Annotated in this window: 16 protein-coding genes; all 16 read right to left on the bottom strand. The window is 51.7% G+C overall.

The annotated features are described in order from the left end of the window. Nucleotides 1-158: 158 nt before the first annotated feature. The 16 genes from E0L29_RS10810 to E0L29_RS10885 all read right to left on the bottom strand — a co-directional run bounded on the left by E0L29_RS10810 (nt 159) and on the right by E0L29_RS10885 (nt 16,582). Entirely contained in the window at nt 159-1,106 is a 948-nt protein-coding gene (locus E0L29_RS10810; RefSeq protein WP_131358915.1) for a DNA-binding protein, read from the bottom strand. Between the two features lie 60 nt (nt 1,107-1,166). Further along, entirely contained in the window at nt 1,167-1,454 is a 288-nt protein-coding gene (locus tag E0L29_RS10815) for a DUF2274 domain-containing protein (RefSeq protein WP_131358918.1), read from the bottom strand. A 10-nt stretch (nt 1,455-1,464) separates the two neighbouring features. Further along, a complete protein-coding gene (locus E0L29_RS10820) occupies nt 1,465-2,667 on the bottom strand; it encodes a TrbI/VirB10 family protein (RefSeq protein ID WP_131358921.1) in 1,203 nt (400 codons plus the stop codon). A gap of 41 nt (nt 2,668-2,708) precedes the next feature. Further along, nucleotides 2,709-3,515, bottom strand: coding sequence for a P-type conjugative transfer protein TrbG (gene trbG / locus E0L29_RS10825; RefSeq protein ID WP_131358923.1), 807 nt, complete (start codon nt 3,513-3,515; stop codon nt 2,709-2,711). 26 nt (nt 3,516-3,541) lie between these two features. After that, entirely contained in the window at nt 3,542-4,234 is a 693-nt protein-coding gene (gene trbF / locus E0L29_RS10830) for a conjugal transfer protein TrbF (protein ID WP_131358926.1), read from the bottom strand. 34 nt (nt 4,235-4,268) lie between these two features. Then, nucleotides 4,269-5,450: a P-type conjugative transfer protein TrbL gene (gene trbL / locus E0L29_RS10835; protein ID WP_131358928.1), complete on the bottom strand. Its 1,182-nt coding sequence runs from the start codon at nt 5,448-5,450 to the stop codon at nt 4,269-4,271. 217 nt (nt 5,451-5,667) lie between these two features. Continuing rightward, nucleotides 5,668-6,420 carry a conjugal transfer protein gene (locus tag E0L29_RS10840; protein WP_131358931.1) on the bottom strand — a complete coding sequence of 251 codons (753 nt, stop codon included), beginning with the start codon at nt 6,418-6,420 and terminating at the stop codon, nt 5,668-5,670. Nucleotides 6,421-6,445: 25 nt separating this feature from the next. Beyond that, nucleotides 6,446-8,899, bottom strand: coding sequence for a conjugal transfer protein TrbE (gene trbE / locus E0L29_RS10845; RefSeq protein ID WP_131358934.1), 2,454 nt, complete (start codon nt 8,897-8,899; stop codon nt 6,446-6,448). A 4-nt stretch (nt 8,900-8,903) separates the two neighbouring features. Beyond that, nucleotides 8,904-9,155, bottom strand: coding sequence for a VirB3 family type IV secretion system protein (locus E0L29_RS10850; protein WP_131358937.1), 252 nt, complete (start codon nt 9,153-9,155; stop codon nt 8,904-8,906). Beyond that, nucleotides 9,152-9,469: a TrbC/VirB2 family protein gene (locus E0L29_RS10855; RefSeq protein ID WP_131358940.1), complete on the bottom strand. Its 318-nt coding sequence runs from the start codon at nt 9,467-9,469 to the stop codon at nt 9,152-9,154. Before E0L29_RS10855 ends, E0L29_RS10850 begins: the two co-directional genes overlap by 4 nt. 135 nt (nt 9,470-9,604) lie before the next feature. After that, nucleotides 9,605-10,588, bottom strand: a complete 984-nt coding sequence (gene trbB, locus E0L29_RS10860; RefSeq protein ID WP_131358943.1) for a P-type conjugative transfer ATPase TrbB — start codon at nt 10,586-10,588, stop codon at nt 9,605-9,607. Between the two features lie 260 nt (nt 10,589-10,848). After that, the gene (locus tag E0L29_RS10865; protein WP_131358946.1) at nt 10,849-11,307 is read right to left on the bottom strand and encodes a hypothetical protein; all 459 of its coding nucleotides are present in this window, start codon (nt 11,305-11,307) and stop codon (nt 10,849-10,851) included. Then, nucleotides 11,304-13,451, bottom strand: coding sequence for an IncP-type conjugal transfer protein TraG (traG, locus tag E0L29_RS10870; protein WP_131358957.1), 2,148 nt, complete (start codon nt 13,449-13,451; stop codon nt 11,304-11,306). The genes E0L29_RS10865 and traG overlap by 4 nt, the downstream gene beginning before the upstream one ends. A 4-nt stretch (nt 13,452-13,455) precedes the next feature. After that, complete coding sequence (locus E0L29_RS10875) at nt 13,456-15,363, bottom strand: DUF3363 domain-containing protein (protein ID WP_131358949.1); 1,908 nt, start codon at nt 15,361-15,363, stop codon at nt 13,456-13,458. A gap of 248 nt (nt 15,364-15,611) precedes the next feature. Beyond that, complete coding sequence (gene traF, locus E0L29_RS10880; protein ID WP_131358952.1) at nt 15,612-16,130, bottom strand: conjugative transfer signal peptidase TraF; 519 nt, start codon at nt 16,128-16,130, stop codon at nt 15,612-15,614. Beyond that, complete coding sequence (locus E0L29_RS10885; RefSeq protein ID WP_131358955.1) at nt 16,127-16,582, bottom strand: hypothetical protein; 456 nt, start codon at nt 16,580-16,582, stop codon at nt 16,127-16,129. The genes traF and E0L29_RS10885 overlap by 4 nt, the downstream gene beginning before the upstream one ends. Nucleotides 16,583-18,068: the final 1,486 nt, after the last annotated feature.

Below are 18,068 nucleotides of genomic sequence, written 5' to 3' on the forward strand. Positions count from 1 at the left end.
TGAGAGGATTGTTGTTCTATCTTTTGCGCCGCATCTGATAACCCCGGCTGACGAATCCTCTATGGCGCTGTTGCTGAAATATAGTTCTAGTTGCGGGAAACCCATTCTTTTCTATGCCTGATTACGGCGGAAAGTGATTCGCTGATTCAGGCAGTCGTTCACTCGCCATGTTTACCGGCTTTGCCACTCTTCAAGGCCGCCATCAGCTCTCGATTATGCGCCTTCAGCGCCTCCAGCTGACCAGCCAGACCGGCCGCATGCTCACGAGCGTCCCTCGTTGCCCGATCAGCCTTCCTGATCGCTTCAGCCGACTCCCGTTTCAGCCCTTCCATCTCACCCTGCACATCATCAAGCCGCAAGGCAGCTTCCTTATAGCGCTCGACGGCTTTCGAGACCTTCATATCAGCCTTCGCCTGCACTAATGCGAGCTCTGATCGGGTAGCATCCAGCTTGCCCTTATTAATATCCAATTCGGAAGTTAGCTGCTCAACATTGTTCGTGAGCAGCGATTTCGCTGTCCCCAAAGCCAGCAGCTCTTTGGCCTGCTCTGACTGTAGCATCTCAGCAGCCTCTGCCCTTTCCAGCGCCGCCACCAATTGCTGGCGAACTTCACCGAACTCCTTGGCTTGCACTTCATAGGCCTCGGATACCTCACCGCGCAACAGCTCTGCCTCCTGCCGCTCAGTCTCCCATACCTGCTGAGCGGCATGCAACGTCTCATTGGTCATATCCAATGCTGCCTGCCAAGCTTCGGCCAGCGCATTCCGGAAGACCTCCTGTATACGGGCCGGAACTTCAATAGCAGCAGCCCCAGGAGATGCGGCTGTTTGCTGACGCCTCCAGTCTTTCATCACGGCACTCGTGGTGTTCATATCGGCCTTTGCAAGACGGCGGACCTGATCCACAGGGGGAAACTTCTCTCGTGCCGCCTCATCGAACAGCTTGTCGGCGGCGGCAATGATGCGTGTGCGAATTTCACTACTGATTTCCATGACGGATCTCCTTTGAGTTGACTCAATAATCATCAGAATAATAATATTCTTCTTATTATCAAAATCATAAAAAGACCGGGAGCTACCCCGGCCAATGCTTTTATATGCATTCATGGCTGTTGAGCCGCCTCCACCCCGCTGGCTTCTGGAATTAAGGGCGCTCCTGCGTGGACTTTAGGCCACTTCGCGGCTTTCTTCGTGCATTCCGCCAGTGGCCGCAGATCTTTGTGGCTTTCGGCCATGATAGGCGATTCGCTTTTTCTGCTGGGCCTGAAAAAACTTGTCCTTTTTCATGTGGGCAGTTAGCATTGCCGTGACCACATCTGTTTCGGTGACCCCCGGAAACTCTTTTTGCGCGAGTTGCACATAGAGATCAAGCGCATCAGCGGTCTCTTTCGGCAGGATAAAGCTTTTTTTGACGGGCTCCTGCTGCGCCTTGATGTCGATGTTGAGTGTTTGCATGGTATCAGGTTTATGGGTTATAGGGCTTGATAATCATGTCCTTGTTGACAAGGATGTTGACTGCCTGTCCGGCAAGAATCTTGAGGCTGGGTTGGATGTCAAGGTTTTTGCGGGTGATCTGCCCCCCGGCACTGGCGACATTCTGCCCCAGAGAAGCGGCCATTCGCTGCTGGGTCGACATATCATCGCTATCACTGTATGTCCCTTGAGAAATCGTTGCGCCAACCGAGAGCATTGAGGAAAGCACGACGCCCCCGACAAGCCGGTCAAAGTGGTTGTCCACCTTGTCTTGGTAACCTGCATTGCCAGAAAGATCAGCACCAGGCATATTCTCCAGCACGATTGAACTGCCATCAGGACGAATCAGGCGATTCCAACTCACGAGGACCCGTTTCTGCCCATAGGAGGCCATGCTGTCATATTTGCCGACCACCCGGGTCCCTTGGGGGATCAGGAGGTGTGCTCCGGAGCGGGTGTCATAGACATGCTGGTTCACCAGGCCAATAGCGCTGCCCGGCAGATCGGAATTAATCCCGGTCACGAGCAGGATCGGGATGATTGATCCGGCTTTCACTTCATAACGACTGACGGGCTGATGCATCGACTTGGAGAGATATTCCTTCTCGTCGCCGCCTGCCGCTGAATAGAAATCGTTTTTCCTGTCCTGCATATTCTGGTCCCGTCCATACGGACTTGCTGCCGGAGCTGGGGGTAATGTCCCCTGCCCGGTTGCAGCATAAGCAGCGCCTGCCGCTGAACTTCCGGTTGCGGTATTGTTGCCGCCGCCGAAGAAGGGACTGGCTTTCAATGCGGCATCACGTTCAGCTTCTTCAGGGCTCTCCGCCTGATACTGGCCTCCAGCATGAGATCCGTCCTGCTGAATCATGGCGTGCCCCAAGTCTCCAGGCAAGGGTTCGCCGAGCTGGGGATAGTCATCGGGAACGGATGGAGCTGTTACAGGATCGGTGTTGCCGGGGCCATGGCGAACCACATCCGGAATCACAAACTGCTGTGTAACCGTATCCGGCTCTTCCTTGACTGCTGCTTTCTTCGCTTTTGGCCACATGGCAAGACTCATGGCAACCAGCAGAACAGTCAAGAGGGCGGTGCCGATCACAATGACGGGAGCCTTTTTCAGTGATCGACTTTTCATCGTCGGAAGCCGAAGACGGGGATCATCGGGAGAGATCTTGGAGCCATGAGGATCATCCATACGATCTCCTGGTGGTTTAGGGGTATGCGCGTCCATCATCGCTATCGTGATTTGGTGATTCGAATGATATTCCGGCCTTTTTCACCGGCTCTGAGTTCGGCCCGGTCAAAGAGGCGGTCGACGATGTAGTAATCATCCTTCTGGCGGAAATTGACGAGCTGGATGTCACCGCTCCGGCCGAGTACAAACAGGGCTGGAGATTCATGGCTCAGCATGGCCTGCGGAAACTGAATGAAGGTCTTCTGTCCATCATCAAAAACCTTGACGGGCATCCAGCTTGGCTTACCGCCCTTTTGCACCTTGATGCGGTACTGGAAGCTCAGTGCGGAAAGATTCACTTTCGGCTCGATGGAGGATTCTGTCTCCTGCCGGATCTGCTGCATGTTGTACTGTTCGTAGTTCCAGCTGACCGCCGGCATGTAGGTCTGCTCGTAACTGGTCAACTCAATGTGATAGGTCCGAAGATTGGTATTGATGCTCAGTGTTGTTTTGAGCCCCGGACGGGTCGGCTTAACATAGATATGCTCTTGGTCAATACCGTTGATCTTGCTTTTGGTTCTTGCAAGGATCCATCGGATGGCATCGCCTCCAACAGGCTCAGATGTCAGATATTCCCCGGGTTCAAACTGGATATCGGTAATGCGCAAAGGCGCTCCATATACCTGATAAAGCTGCCCAGGCTCATAATCATATTGCATGATGGCATTCATGTAACCATGAGCATCAGGGTTGATCTGGGCGCTACGGTTTGCGTTGTCGATTACCTTCCATGGGGTTGCATGGACTTCAGAGCCCGAAAGCCCGGTTGCCACCAACAGAGAGACAATCGCCGTTGTTCTTTTATTCATGATCTGGTCTTGATTAGGGGTGACTGTTACCTGTAAATTTGTGCGATGTTGAACTCATCAATAAAGAGGCCGATTGGATTTGCTTCGAGCTGCCGTTCATTTTCAGGCTTCTTGAGAACAACCTTGTAAATGCCTCTCCAATAGCTCTCACCTAAAGGCTCTCCCATTGTCCCCCACTGACTTTCCTTCCAGTCCACCTGCCAGCTTTCTTCCGACACCCTCACCATTGAAATGATATCGACATTCACTCTTTCCTTGGCGGCCCGAACAAAGGGATCGTTTTTCTGGACATAGGCCGAAAGGGTATTTGCCGCTTTCGGTGTAACCAGTTTAAATGCATCAAGCCAATGCTGCTTGATGACCCCCGAATCGCTGCTGATCATCCGGGTATTCTGGACAAACCGCTGCAGATGATACCTGATCGAGGGGTCCGAAGGCTTGAATTGCGCCCATGACTTGCCAATTTCTCCCCGATAGGCAGCACTGCCGTCAACACCAACCTCAACAATGTGAGGCATCGCCTTGGGCTGTGCTCCGAGATAAATCATCCCGCAGATCGAAGGAAGGGCAACAAACACAATCGTTGCAAAGGTGGCCAGACGCCAGTTATTAGCCTGCACTACTGCACTGCCTATCCGGTCATCCCACTCTTGCGCAGCTCGTTTATACGGGGTGTCGAGCTCTCCGGCTGGAGACCATTTTTTTGAAGTGCCTTTCATGATGGATACGAGGGTAAGAGGTTAATATTGCTGACTACAGTTTTGGGGTAGCACTCCCCCCAGAAGGCCTTGCCTCTTCGGGAGCATGCATCGCATGCATGGCCTGCTTTGCCCAGTTGGGCGCTTGGCCTTTTTCAGCCCCTCCCTCGCCCTTGCCGCCTCCGGACCCACCACCTGTAGGACCTTTGTCGGGTGATGAGGAAGAACCCATGGATGAGGCTCCACTCGCACCACCCCCCATACCAGAAGCACTTGAAGCGCCAGATGAAGCTAACGCGGAACCACTACCAGAGGCGGCAGCACCAGTTTTTCCCATCATTGCAGCTGCTCCGCCACTGATGCCCTGAACAGCAGATCGCGTAGCTGCCACCACACCGCCTGCAGCTAAAGCCGCTGCCGTGCCTCCGACGATCATATTCTGAACAGCTGTCCCCGAGCTCAAGCTCGGGCTTCCGGCCATTAACCCAGCGGCAACTCCCGGGGCATTCCATGCCAGAAAAGCGATTGCCCCGACTGTAAGAAGCACACTCCAGATCTGGGTGAGAGTTAGGTCACCAGAAAAACTGAGGGTACTCAACACCGGTTCGATCACAGCCATGATGAAGGCGAGCACCATCAGCTTTATGCCTGAAGAGATGACGGCTCCAAGGGCTTTTTCAGCGAGAAACTTGGTCTGCTCCAGAAAACCGAATGGAAGAAAAATCCCGACCAATGCCGTTACGAGATAGAATTCCAGCACGGCATAAAAGATCTGCCAGGCGATCAGGATGTAGGCAAGCATGATCATGATATAACTCAAGGCTAAAATCAGCCCATTGACTACTTCCGTGATCCCCATATTCATTATCTGATCGACCATTGGGGCAGTTGTGTTGATCCCATAATCGATGATATTTGAAGGATCATATAAGCTTCCGCCGCCACCAGTCCCTCCCCCAGCGATTTGCCCGGCCTGAATGAGTGATCCAACAAAGGCATTAGCCAATTGAGGAAACTGCCTGACGATCCACAGCCAGAACCCCAAATACAGGATCTTTTTCATAACTGCCGCGAGCTGTTCGCCCCCGCCAAGAGCCCACCACAAGCCCATCATGACAATCTCAATGCCCAGTAGGGTGGCTATGAGATAATTGATAGCTGGCTGGAGATTACTCCAACCCGAACTGAACGCTAACAGAAAATGATTGAGTGTCGTGGTCAGAATTCCTGGATCCATGTCAGTCCTTATCGTTTAATGGCAGGAAACTTGATTGGATGTAGAGAAGTATCTCGATTTCCATATCCTTTCAACAATTGCTCATTTCGCTTTTCTCGTTGAACTTCCTCCTCATTACCCGGTGCACAACCAAACGAGCATATAGCGACGGAAATAAATATTGCTAACATTACATACTGCTTGACCCTGTAGCGTGACTTGAGCATGCTGATACTCCTTATTTAATTGGTGGAAGAGTTATGGGGTCTGGGGTAGTATTCATTCCCCCATATCCATTGATGAGTTTTTCTTTATACGCCTGCTCAGCCGCCCTTCTTTGAGCCCCTTCCGCCGCAGCCATGGCATTTAACCGGGAACTTGTAGACAGGTTTTCCGTCAGCCCATTCAGCTGAGCAGAAACAACTGAAAGCATCTGATTGGTCGCCTGAATCTGCCGGACTTCTCCATCCGCTGCGGTACTGCCACTCAAAATGTTCATTGCCGCCTGGTTATAGCCCCTTGATCTGCTAATGACGCTTTGCCCTCGCATAGCCGTTCTGGCTGCCTCCATCATTTGCTGACTCCAGCTTCGGTTATACTGTGCATACTCGGCACTGCTCCGCCCGTCCCATGTCCCTGATGGGTAGAGCTGATTATATTGCCCGTCAATCTGGTTCAGGTCGAAACTGATCCCCTGCACATCGGCAATGAGCGCATCGAGTTCCTGCAGATTGTTCCCGTATATCGAGTGCAAGGGATCATAACTGCTTGAGGGCAGGGTTGAGAGCGTTCTGACCTGATTGCGAATCGACTCAAGCTGGTTCTCTATTTGCTGTGCTGATCTAACCGCAGTCAACATGCTTTGTTCCAGATTTGCCACGTCGATTACCGGCATCGATGCAACGGCATCCCGGGGAGAAGTCTGCATGGGGAGCGCTAATCCAGCCAGCACAACAGTGCTCGCCAGCCACGGCTTAAATGATCTTTTCATCCTGAAACCTGTTAGGGTTAAGAAATTATGACTGCAAGGGAACAGAGGACACGGACTCAACCAGCTCAGCTGCCCAATCAAGATTCCGGTACCGCAACATTTGTGCGGCCCATTGGCTCGGTGGTTCGGCTTTTGTAAGCTCAGCCATGAACTTCTGGTCGTCAGGACTGGACATTCCGGCAAATGCAAGCGCCACCGGACCCATGTTCAGGTTGAACACCCGGTGGCCATTCACTGATCGGTAGTAGTAGTCCCGTTTTGCCTGGAGGAACGACAGGAGATGGATCTCGGCATCAGAAAGGCCAAAACGGGTATAGGTTTCTGCCATGGCCGGCGTCAGGGCCTCTTCGTCGGGCAGATAGATTTTTGTATGGCAAGCTGAAAGAATGGTTGCCATGATGGGCGATCCTGCGGCATCAGCAACTTCCTGCGTAGCAAAAACCACATAGACATTCTTTTTCCTGAGCGTTTTCAGCCAGCTTTGAAGCTGGTTCATAAAGACAGGATGTTTGAGAAACAGCCAGGCTTCATCAAGCACAAGCAGCGTAGGACGGCCATCGAATCGCCGCTCTACCGAATGAAAGAGGTAGAACAGCGCCGGAATGACTGCTTCCTGATTCATTGCCATCAAAGCGCTCATTTCGATCGTCAGCCAGTGGCTGGCCGGAAGGACTTCTTCCGAGGCATCGAAAATTGAACCATAATTCCCCTGCATCGTATAAGGGCGCAAGGCGTCACGCACCTCTTTAGACTGCACGAGGTCGGCAAAAACCGTCAACGTGCGCATCTCCCGCTCATAACTGGCAAGATTGACAAGGGCTGAATCAATTTCCTTCTTGATTGCAGGCGTTTCTTCGACATGCTGCTCCTTCAGCAAGAGCAGCACAAACTCGGCAGCCCAGATCCGCTCGCCCTGATCGTCAATAGAGGAAAGCGGCTGAAATGAAAGTGACTCATCATTGGCCGCTGGCTCGTAATACTCCCCTTCTGCCGCCAGCGTCGCTGATCTGGCAGAGCGGTCCTTGTCGAAAATGACCACTTGAGCACCAGGATAACGCAACCACTGCAAGGCAAGCATAGAGAGGAGCGTCGATTTACCGGCACCCGTCGGGCCCAGTACCAGCGTGTGGCCGACATCACCGACATTCAGGTTGAGCCTGAAGGGAGTGCTGCCTGTGGTTGAACACATGAGATGATAGGTCCCGAGTCCTGTCACCTCTCTCAAGTGGGCGTTTTCCTGATCTCCCGCCCAGATGGCCGATAACGGCATCATGTGAGCAAGGTTCAAAGTGCTGACGATCGGCCGGCGGACATTGGCATAGACATGCCCTGGCAGACTGCCCAGCCAAGCTTCCTTGCTGTTGAGAGTCTCCTCCTTTACCGTAAACCCTCTGCTCTGGATGACCTGCTTGATCCTCCTGATCCGGCGCATGGCTTCCTGAAGGTCGGGATGTGTCACCGTCACCGTGCAAGTCATAAGCCCGAACGAAACCAGGTCCTCCCCAAGCTCCTGCAGTGCCGCATCTGCATCAGCAGCCTTGTTGGATGCATCGCTGTCAAGAAGTGCCGAAGGCTCCTTGGTCGCTTCTTCCTTCAGCATGGTGAAGAGGTTTTTCCTCTTTGACCACCACTGCCGCCGGAACTTCTCAATCTCCTTGCGGGCATCGTCCTTGTCGAGACAGATATACCGTGTCACCCACCGGTACTCAATCTCCAGATGGTTGAGCTCGTCCAGGATTCCCGGCAAGGACGTGGAAGGAAATCCGGTAATGGTCACAGTTGGAATAAACTGGTCCCCAAGCATGGGGATATCCGCAACGGTCAGCGCCTGGTCCGGAAGCAGGGCATCGAGATACATCGGAACATCCGGGCATTTCACGACATGGCGGTTTGTTGAAATCGTGCTATGCAGATAGGTCAGGGTCTGATCGTCATCGAGCTCAACGACATCGACAAACACCCCGCGCATGAGATCGGCGATTTCATGGCAGGATTTGGTAAAAAAATCTATATCGCGATGGTTTTCGATCGCCGAATCGGCCTCACATTCCGGATCGTCATAAAACAGCCCCGAGACTTTCTTGCTTTTCATCCCCTGCATGGCCCAGACAAAGGTGAGGAAATAGGCGCTTTCAAAATGGCTCCCCTTTTCCTCAAACTGTCCTCTCCGTTCACGATCAAGCAGCCAGGGTCCTTTTCTTGACCAGCTGGCCCCTTGGTACTCGGAAAGATGAAAACGCTGAGCCTCGATAAACAGGCTCCAGCCGGAACCAAGTCGTTTGAGGGCATTATTGAGCCTGGCCACGGCCGACACCAGCTCGGACTGCGATGAACTGGCCAGGTCAGGACCCCGGAACCCAAATGTCTTCTGCAAAAAGGCATCTTTCTGGAGGATAACCCCAGGTGCGACCAGAGCCGCCCAGGGCAGGTAATCCGGTAACCGGTTTGTAGATGGACGATACTGTCTAAGATTGATCATGGGGTTACGGATCAAGGCGTTTAGGGGATTTCAACGCACGGATGAACACATCGAAAAAGAATGGATCTCTCCGCGTCAGGCCGACAAGCACCATATGCAGGACCACGGCAACCGGCAGTACCCAGAGCTGCTGCATGCCGAACCCAAGCGCTGCAGCAATGGTCCAGAGAAGCACTGCCGGTGTACGCGGCACCCCACCAAGCAGGATCACTTCCGTCAACGACCGATGCACCGGAATTTCATAACCGTCCGTCATATGATCACTCCCCCACCAAACCCCATGAATGAAAGCCCCCATGTCAGGGCATTGAATGCAATGGCAAGCCCCATGACTACCCAGAGAGCCTTGCGCATCATACCGCCGCCTTCGCTGAAGGCCACTCCGATACCCAGCCCCACAATGGCGACTGCACCAAGCACTCTGCTGACAGGACCGGTAAGTGAATCAAGCAGCTGGTTCAACGGCGTTTCCCACGGCATGCCTGTTGACGAGGCAAAAACGGGATGTGTAGCAAGGAGCAGCAACATGCCGGCAAGCAGGGCAACGCGAGCAGAAAGTTGTGGTTTCATAAGGATGGATCGGATTGGCTGTTAGTGAAATGTTCCTTCGAGAAAAAACGATATGAGTTAACTGGTGTTAATATTTTGTTAATACCATGGCGCACAAAAATCCCCATCAGGCAATCGCTATGAGTACGGCTTAACTTATGCCGATACTTTCCAGTTATTGGGTAGTCGTGCCGGGCGGGTGCTCCAATGCACGCCATCTTCCCCCAGGACTTCGACGATCCCGCTTATTGAACGTCCGGCAGGATGATCTGCATCGCGACGGATATGAACACAGATATCGACCGCTTCGGCAATGAGATAGCGGGGAGCGTGGGGCATGGCTTCTTCACACAGCTGGCAAAGGCGATCAAGCATCGAGACCGTGCTATTGGCATGGATGGTGGCGATCCCGCCCGGATGGCCTGTATTCCAGGCTTTCAGCATTTCGAGCGCTGCACCGTCCCGTACCTCTCCGACAATAATTCTGTCGGGACGAAACCGGAGCGCATCCATGATGGCTCGCTGATGGGTGTAGACGGGTGGCTGCACAAGCACTTCAAGCTTGTTTTCAGCATCGCATTGCAGCTCTGCATTGTCTTCGACGATGTAGATTCGGTCCCCGGTTTCCGCAACTTCCTTGAGAAGAGCATTGACAAATGTCGTCTTACCACTGCCGGTACCGCCGCCAACAAGAATATTCTTTCTTTCCCTGACAGCATTCCGAAGCACTGACGCATCATCTTCCTCGAGAATTCCGGTAGCGACATAGTCATCGAGAGAATAAACCAGTTGGGCTGGCATACGGAGGGAAAAAACGGGAGATGCTACAATCGGAGGCACAGAGGCCTGAACTCGTGCGCCCCACTCGGGCAGCTTGGCCGAAAGCGATGGGTGACGATCGTTGACCTCACTATTGACAGCAGAAGCAAGCAAACGGATGATGCGTTCAACCTCGTCGGCATGCATGACCGTACCAGTACAGTACATCCCTCGACCGACCGCATCGACCCAGATCCGTCCATCGGCATTGACCATAATCTCGACAATCGCAGCATCATTGAGATACTCGGCAATCGGAGCTAAAGCTATACGCAGGGCGTCGCTCTTTCTGGTACGAATAATGTCTTTTGACGGGGGCATAACGCTTGGAAAGCACAACACTAATGAACAGATCAATACCTATAGGAGATGTTAATAAATTATTAATAAATACAAAAAAATATATATACGCTGACCGGGCGGCAGACCAGAACGGACAATAAGGGCGAGAAATGCCCCAATTGTCTCATAAAATATCGGAATGGAGGGAATTGGCTGAAAGACAGGCGGGAATAACAGCTATTAAATATATATGCGCACGGCTGGTCTGGAGGCAAAAAAAAGTGGCTGCAAGGATATTTTTATTCGGTTTGGCCTTCAGCAAGCCTCGTGGCTTGACGAAGTTCATCATCATCACCGACCACAAAGTCTTTCACAAGCTCATCGGTAAAACGGGAGCCGGCCCCAAGGCGCTGGGTAAGGAATTCGATAAACGCCCGATACCGCCTTTTGGCATCAGCGTTGGCCAACGATTTTTCCTCCTCGGCAATTTCAGGGGTATGGGCAAACCAGTACTGCAGAAAAAGGCCGAAGGCCTCAGCAGAAATATTCACCTGATTATCAACACGGTTCACTCCCCGTCCAATACGGTCAAGCTTTTTGAGAATCAAGGCCAGATCACATTTTTCATCGAGGTACTGGGCCAAAGCAGATTCGACAACGCTGGTTTCCGTCACCCCTTTCTGCTTGCAATATGACTTGAATCGCTGGTATAGTTCCGGAGAAAGGTATGGATGGATGTTCTTGCGCTTGGTCGTCATAGGGGTAGATCTCCTCCGCCAAAGTTGTTACTGCCAAATTCAATTTGCCGGCTCCGTTCTGCCGAACGGTTACGGATACTTTTTCGATCAAAATCATCGTCAGGCTCGTGCCCCCTGACATCCTCAGCCTCATCCATCAAGGATGAAGCCAGAAGGCACGATTCAGGTATTTCCGGCATTGCCATATCATGTTCCGGGATAGCAGCATCTGGGAGCTCGACCTCATGGTCCCTCTCGGTGAGAACCGTATCAACACCACCTGTAGCGGCAAGACCATCCGTGACCGTCCCATCACAACACGGGCCTGTACTCTGAGGTTCAGTGCGCGGTGAAGAAAACCAATGGTTCTCTGGCTGGCGAATCAGCTCCCGCCATTGCTCCTCATGGCCATCCGGCGCCGGTAACCAGGCTCGTTGACTGAACCGTGGATCCTGATAGTACATAATCTTCTTCGCTCGGTAGGGCGGAAGATTACCAACCATGACCAGCGCCTCGGATCCCGGCAGCTGCAAGATCTCTCCTGGCGTCAAGAGAGGTCGGGGTGTTTCCTGTTCGGATTCCATAATATGCCCTAGCCAGGGAGAAAGCCTACCACCCGCAAGGTTTTTCTGAACACGCTTCTCAGTCGCCTGGCCCAGCAAATCGGAAATCCGCTTGGCCGTCCGCTCATCCAAGGCTCCATAAGTCACCCGGACATGGGCGTTGTCGAGAATCGAATTGTTTTGACCGTACGCCTTTTCGATCTGGTTCAGGCTCTGGGCAATCATGAAGCATTTGATGCCGTATCCAGCCATAAATGCCAGTTCGGTTTCAAAAAAACCAAGCCGGCCAAGGCTAGGGAACTCATCGAGCATCATGAGCAGCCGGTTCCGTTTATGCGTACCCGGCATTTCCAGCTGTTCAGTCAACCTTCGACCTAACTGGTTTAATATAAGCCTTATAAGTGGCTTTGTTCGATCAATATCGCTCGGAGGGACAACGAGATACAGTGATACTGGCCTGTCAGCATACATCAGGTCCTGAATACAGAAGTCTGAAACAGCTGTATTACGACCAATGATGGGGTCCCGATAGAGACCGAGAAAGCTCATGGCCGTTGAGACAACGCCGGACAGTTCGTTTTCCGACTTGTTCATCATTTCTCTCGCACAGGCAGCAACCACCGGATGCGGTCGATCACCGAGATGCGGATAGCTCAGCATGAAGTTAAGCGTGTCGGCAATCCCCCGCCCCGGGTCAGAGAGAAAATTGGCAACACCCGACAGGCTTTTATCTTTTTCCGCATAGAGGACATGCAGAATCACGCCGACAAGCAGGGAGTGTCCGGTTTTCTCCCAGTGGTCGTGCCGCTCCTTTGATCCATCAGGATCGACAAGAATGTCCGCTACATTCTGCACATCGCGGACCTCGTACTCCCCTTTCCTGATTTCAAGCAGCGGGTTAAATCGAACGGAATCAGGAGCGGTTGGCTCAAACCGCCAGCAGTGGGAAAACTGCTGGCGCCAACCTGCAGTCGCCGTCCAGAGCTCTTTCTTGATATCGTATGCAATCACCGAGGCCGGCCAGGTCAACATCGTAGGAATCACCAGGCCAATACCCTTGCCGCTTCTGGTAGGAGCGAAACAAAACACATGCTCCGGTCCATTGTGCCGCAGAAGAGCTTTGCCTGAACGATCCATGATCCACTGGACATCGCCTTCTGCGTTAGCCTCAGTATGAAAACGGGCATCATTTGACTGGGCAAGCACCACACCATGATCCCCACACAACCCGGAATCGGCAAGTTCCTTTTCCGTTGCCCACCGTGCTGTACCGTAAGCACCGGTCTGGCCCCCTTTTTTTGCCCGATGGATGGCCAGAACAACCATGACGCACACCATGAAGAAAAAGCTTCCATAGGTGATCCAGCTCGCCATGGAGAAAACCTGCGGTGCATAGGGTTCATAATGGTAGGCCCACATGAACCATGCCCAAGGCTCGTAGATGGGGATACCAAACAGCACGAAAGCGAATGGCCCAAGCTGTGCCTGATAACCAAGGGCATACGCCACATACTGTGTGGAAAGCCATGTTCCGAAAAACATGGAGGCCACACCGGTGGCGACATGACCATAAAAGACATTGACCGAACGATTGTTTTTCATCAGCTCATCTTCCTCTTGATCTTTCAATTCCACGTACCTGCACACGCCCAAGATCGTGAACCACTTCCACCTGTTTTCCTGTCATGCTGCTGAACTCTTTCTGCCACGGCACCAGGGCAAACTCCCGTCGTGCAGGATCGAGTACCTGGGCATACATTTTCCCGTTCGGCAAAGGGCCTTCGGCAACCGTAAGAACACCCCTGATCCGCTCCCCGGCAACGAGGGATTTTACCTGAAGGTCATTACCCTTTTGGAGTCGCTCTGTCAGGTCATTTCGTTGGAGAGAATCAAGATGTTTTCCCCGTCCTGAATCGGACGGGTCAATACCAAGTTCGTTGAGGAAAACAATGCGTCGACGAAGGCTCTCGCGGACCTCCGCTCCGAACCCGTGTCGTGATACCGAAGAGGGCTCATTCATGGCCGTAAACCGGTCAATCCACGTGCGCCCCCGGTACGTTGTCTGATCACGCAACGGCATGGTTGAAACACGATCTATTTTCAACTTCTCAACCGCTCCTTCTGCATCTCGTTTTCGCAAGTTTTCAACCATTCCTGCCTCAATTCTCCACGCTCCACCCGGCACCATTTCTGCCATACGGTATCGACGGAGACGCTGCAATCTGCGTTCGAGTGCAGCAACAAAATCAGGACTCGGTACACTGCCTCCGTCATTGAGCTGGACACGACCGGGACCCAGAACCTTGAGGTGCTCTTTGGGATCGTATATGCCACCATTCCTTGCAGCCTCTGCGGCGATGATGGGATCGGCTTTTTTTAACCATGGCTCTCGTTCTTTTTTGATAGAAATCAAGTCCCCCCGCTTATACGTTTCTGCATCCTGTGCGGTGTCTAAGGTCACATAATGAGCTACTCCGGAAGGCTCTTCAACGATAAGGAAGTAGCGGTCCTGCAACTCGTTTTCGAGCCCTTTTCCGACCACTTTTCCATGCACTTCTCCCTCCATCGCATTGATTCGATACCGTTGCGAATCACCTCCAACGGCCTCATGCATCGTGTGGTAGATCTCCTCACGCACGCCGAGTTTTTTAAGCTGATCCTGCCAGTCATCATGCAGACGCCAACATCTCGGCTGTGCCGGTTCGGCATAGCCAAACGCTTCCAGCTTCTCCAGCCTTGCCATGATTCTTGCCTGTGAAAGTCTTCCGATTTTGTCATAGGGGTATGAACCCACATCGACTAATCCATCGCGAGAAAGAGCTGCAATTTTCCTGTCCAGTCCAGTCAATTTTCCCTTACCGATTTCCAGCTCTTCCTGATGCTGAATGTCGAGCTCGCTTTTCCAGCCGAGTTCATTGGTCACAATATCCTGCGCCCGGAAACGCATGCCTTCACCGATATATTTCGGATGGATGGTAAGCTGGGTGCCGGCCGAATCGACACCCCTGACGACGATATGAACGTGCGGATTATCGGTGTTATAGTGATTCACGGCACCCCATTCGAGCTCACGTCCCAAATCTTTTTCCATCTGGTGCATGAGCTTTTTTGTGAAGTCGGTGAGCTCTATTTCATGCCCATCTTCTGGTGACACAATGAAGCGGAACTGGTTCAATTCCTCTGCCATTGGACGCATAAAATCATCCCGATCAATGGTCTCTTTTGGACCATAAAGCTTGCCTTGAGAACCGTCCTTTTCCACTCCCCCACGCTCTATATATCTGATGTGCATGGCTGCAGCTTTCTGACCATATGCATTCATCTTGACAATGCGAGCTTTAATGATGACACGTCTGGCGAAGGGGTGAGAGGGTCGAACGGCAGCGGCACTTCGCCAGTTTTTCTGGTTGCCGGCCTTTGGCATTTTCAGGGATCGGAGACTGGGCGATTTCTCTTTTCGGGCGGTTCCGTTTATGCGCGGCCTGATCGAGTACTCATTTTCATCGTGTGCCATGAGTCAGTAAATGATGGTGTTAACCTACTAAAGCATTACATATTAGAATCTTACACTTAATGCCAGCCGTTTTTATTAATACCCTAACACCCCGTGTTAACACCTTAAAGCATTGTTAAACAGCGCCTTATGAGGCGGCTGTTAACTGCTCTTTATCTTGCGCTACAACTTTCCATCTTTCTTCTGCCTTTTCTCTGTGCATTCCCTGTAGCACTCTGTTGCCGCAAGGCGGCAGAAATGCCGGTGGTTTATTGGGTGTGGTTTGTCCCTGTGAAGAGCCACAGGGGACGGGCTATGCCGATCACGCTTTCCTTCGAAATCGGTCCAAAATAGCGCGAATCGAAGCTGTCCTCTTTGCCTTTGATTGCGACCAGGTATCCTTCCTCGAGGCGACCATTGTAACGGTAAGCCGGCAGCCTTTTTCCCTTTCGATCCGTCTCCAGTATTCGGCCGAAATCCTCTCCATTGATCTGAAGTTTTCCCTGCCGGGTGCAGACAGAATCTCCGGGTTCAGCAGCCACAAATTTCATGAGGTAGCCCCCCTCCCTCAAGTATCCCCTCTCCGTCATCATCCGTTGAATTTTTTTTGCCGGATGAAAGGCAATGAGTGAGCCCTTGCGAACCAGTTCATTCTCGATCATATAGAACCCGTGAGGCAGACTGTCGGTATAGTTGTAGATCAGTTTTTTCTCGGGATGCATCACTGAAAGCACACTGACTGCTATCAGAAACACCGTGCATGAAATGAGTGGGAAAAAACGCTTCATGATGCCCACCGCTGGAGAAGATTTCTGAAGTCTCGTGAACTGTTTTTCCGCTCTTCGAGCAGGGTGTTCAGTCTCACAAAAAAGTCTTCCGGCAGGTTGTCCAGCACGATCTTGTTTTTGCGGGCATACTCGATGTATTGCACCAGTCTCCGCGTTTTACCTTTCGATCGAGTTTCAATCAGCAAACGAACCTCGGGAAAAACACCCGGGACTTTATGGGTGCCAGTACCGCTGCATGTTGCGAAAATGAATGCTCGTTTGTTGTGCAGTTTATCGACGATGTATCCAACAATATGACCCGCCTCATAGAGGTAGATCTCACCCTTCAAGCCCTGTTGACGAGCAACCGGTGTTCCGTGGATAGTGTAGGAATAAAGCAGATGATCGTTGCGCTGCTGGACCGCCGTCAGGCGCTGTTCTGTGGAGAGGTTTCTGATTGCCTGGTGCTCCATAGTTCAGACGTCATTTTTTGTGGAGTGATCTGATCTGTTCCAATGCGTTAGCGGCGGATGGCGAAACGGAGAGAGAATCTGTAGGAGACTGCTGGAAAAACGTTTTCGGCATATAGTTTCAGTGGCGGCGATGATGCAAATAGTCAGAGCAAGAAAAAGGAATCCCTGCATGAAAAAGCTCAACGCATAAAGAATCACGAGCATGATTATGCCTGCCAGGACCGTACCGGAATCGTGATGATTCTCTATGTGTTTGCGGTTCATGGAACGAAGGCGCATTGATCTGGGGGAAATGGGGTCCAAGTAATGTCTCGAAGATATTTTCTTATCGGGCCATGCTGGCTTGTAAGCAAACCATCAATCACTCAATAAGTAATGAATGACAGCAATATATGTTATTACATATATGAGCCCAAGGCAAATGGTGTTTTGTATACATTTTTTGTTAACAATCACCTTGGCTCTGCAGGTGTTCATCTACTGAGGAATATCTCAACGGTGCCTTCAGCGCATGGTGATCAGGCAGAACTCATGTTGAGTGCCTCAAAAACGCGTGTAGAGGGCCTTCTCGCAGACGTTCTGATGGAGAATGCTGCCGAGCGTGTTTGCCGTGGAGATCGTTCGTTAGAACGGCGGAATTTCGAATTTTGACCTTAAACAACTACCGGCGAAGCCGGTTGCATTTCTTCCCCTCCTGAAGGGGGGCTCTTTTTTACCGGGAAGTTGGGTAATGTCAGGGGTTCTTCGGTTCCATCATCATGGAGCTTCCATTGATAACCTGAATTCTCGAAGCGTGTCGCTGCATTTGATGTATTTTTTTTCTACTTGTCAACATTTTTGCGCTCTCTACTACAGGTTATTCTTATAGAGGTAAATACAGGAAGAAACTACAGGAAGGGGCTGAAAACCCGCTACCAGTAAGGCTTTGAAGGTGGTGTCCGGTTCCGTTTATGCGTGCTCGCGGTTCCCTTTATGCGTACCAGCGGTTCCCGTTATGCGCAAATTCTCTTAAAATCCGGTTCCGTTTATGCGTGGACAACTTGAGTTATCCACATAGTTATCAACATTCTACAGGCCAAAATGACGTATTTTAGTGCCGCATTCAAGCGGTTCCATTTATGCGTTGTAGTGATAAGCGCATACTTCTGGCCAAACGTGCTCCCGGGTTCAATGCGAGTTCTCTCATTTGAGAGAAAAACTGCACTGGTTTTGCCTTGTGAAGCTGTGTTGTTTTCGCTGCCGTTCTTGATAACATCCGCATAAAACTATTCCTCTCCAAATTGCTTCTTTTGTGAGTCAAAAGCGGTTCCGTTTATGCGCTGAAAGTCCCGTCCAGCGTGGTTTCCAGCCCCCTCTTATTTTAGTGGACCCCGTCCTATAGACAAAAAGGGCCTGAGTTTAAGTTGGAAACCTGCTGGTTATGCAGCGGAAAGGCGCTGCCCCTCTCTTTCATTTAACTCTTCCTGTGGCTCGTTCTTGAGCCGGT

The sequence above is a fragment of the Chlorobium sp. N1 genome (assembly GCF_004332115.1).
Taxonomy (GTDB): Bacteria; Bacteroidota; Chlorobiia; order Chlorobiales; family Chlorobiaceae; genus Chlorobium.

Coding starts and splice junctions, on each gene's coding strand:
- E0L29_RS10875 (WP_131358949.1), bottom strand. CDS start 15,363: ATGGCACACGATGAAAATGAGTACTCGATCAGGCCGCGCATAAACGGA.
- trbF (WP_131358926.1), bottom strand. CDS start 4,234: ATGAAAGGCACTTCAAAAAAATGGTCTCCAGCCGGAGAGCTCGACACC.
- E0L29_RS10815 (WP_131358918.1), bottom strand. CDS start 1,454: ATGCAAACACTCAACATCGACATCAAGGCGCAGCAGGAGCCCGTCAAA.
- E0L29_RS10850 (WP_131358937.1), bottom strand. CDS start 9,155: ATGACGGACGGTTATGAAATTCCGGTGCATCGGTCGTTGACGGAAGTG.
- trbB (WP_131358943.1), bottom strand. CDS start 10,588: ATGCCCCCGTCAAAAGACATTATTCGTACCAGAAAGAGCGACGCCCTG.
- E0L29_RS10855 (WP_131358940.1), bottom strand. CDS start 9,469: ATGAAACCACAACTTTCTGCTCGCGTTGCCCTGCTTGCCGGCATGTTG.
- E0L29_RS10885 (WP_131358955.1), bottom strand. CDS start 16,582: ATGGAGCACCAGGCAATCAGAAACCTCTCCACAGAACAGCGCCTGACG.
- E0L29_RS10840 (WP_131358931.1), bottom strand. CDS start 6,420: ATGAAAAGATCATTTAAGCCGTGGCTGGCGAGCACTGTTGTGCTGGCT.
- trbL (WP_131358928.1), bottom strand. CDS start 5,450: ATGGATCCAGGAATTCTGACCACGACACTCAATCATTTTCTGTTAGCG.
- traG (WP_131358957.1), bottom strand. CDS start 13,451: ATGAAAAACAATCGTTCGGTCAATGTCTTTTATGGTCATGTCGCCACC.
- traF (WP_131358952.1), bottom strand. CDS start 16,130: ATGAAGCGTTTTTTCCCACTCATTTCATGCACGGTGTTTCTGATAGCA.
- E0L29_RS10810 (WP_131358915.1), bottom strand. CDS start 1,106: ATGAATGCATATAAAAGCATTGGCCGGGGTAGCTCCCGGTCTTTTTAT.
- E0L29_RS10820 (WP_131358921.1), bottom strand. CDS start 2,667: ATGGATGATCCTCATGGCTCCAAGATCTCTCCCGATGATCCCCGTCTT.
- E0L29_RS10865 (WP_131358946.1), bottom strand. CDS start 11,307: ATGACGACCAAGCGCAAGAACATCCATCCATACCTTTCTCCGGAACTA.
- trbG (WP_131358923.1), bottom strand. CDS start 3,515: ATGAATAAAAGAACAACGGCGATTGTCTCTCTGTTGGTGGCAACCGGG.
- trbE (WP_131358934.1), bottom strand. CDS start 8,899: ATGATCAATCTTAGACAGTATCGTCCATCTACAAACCGGTTACCGGAT.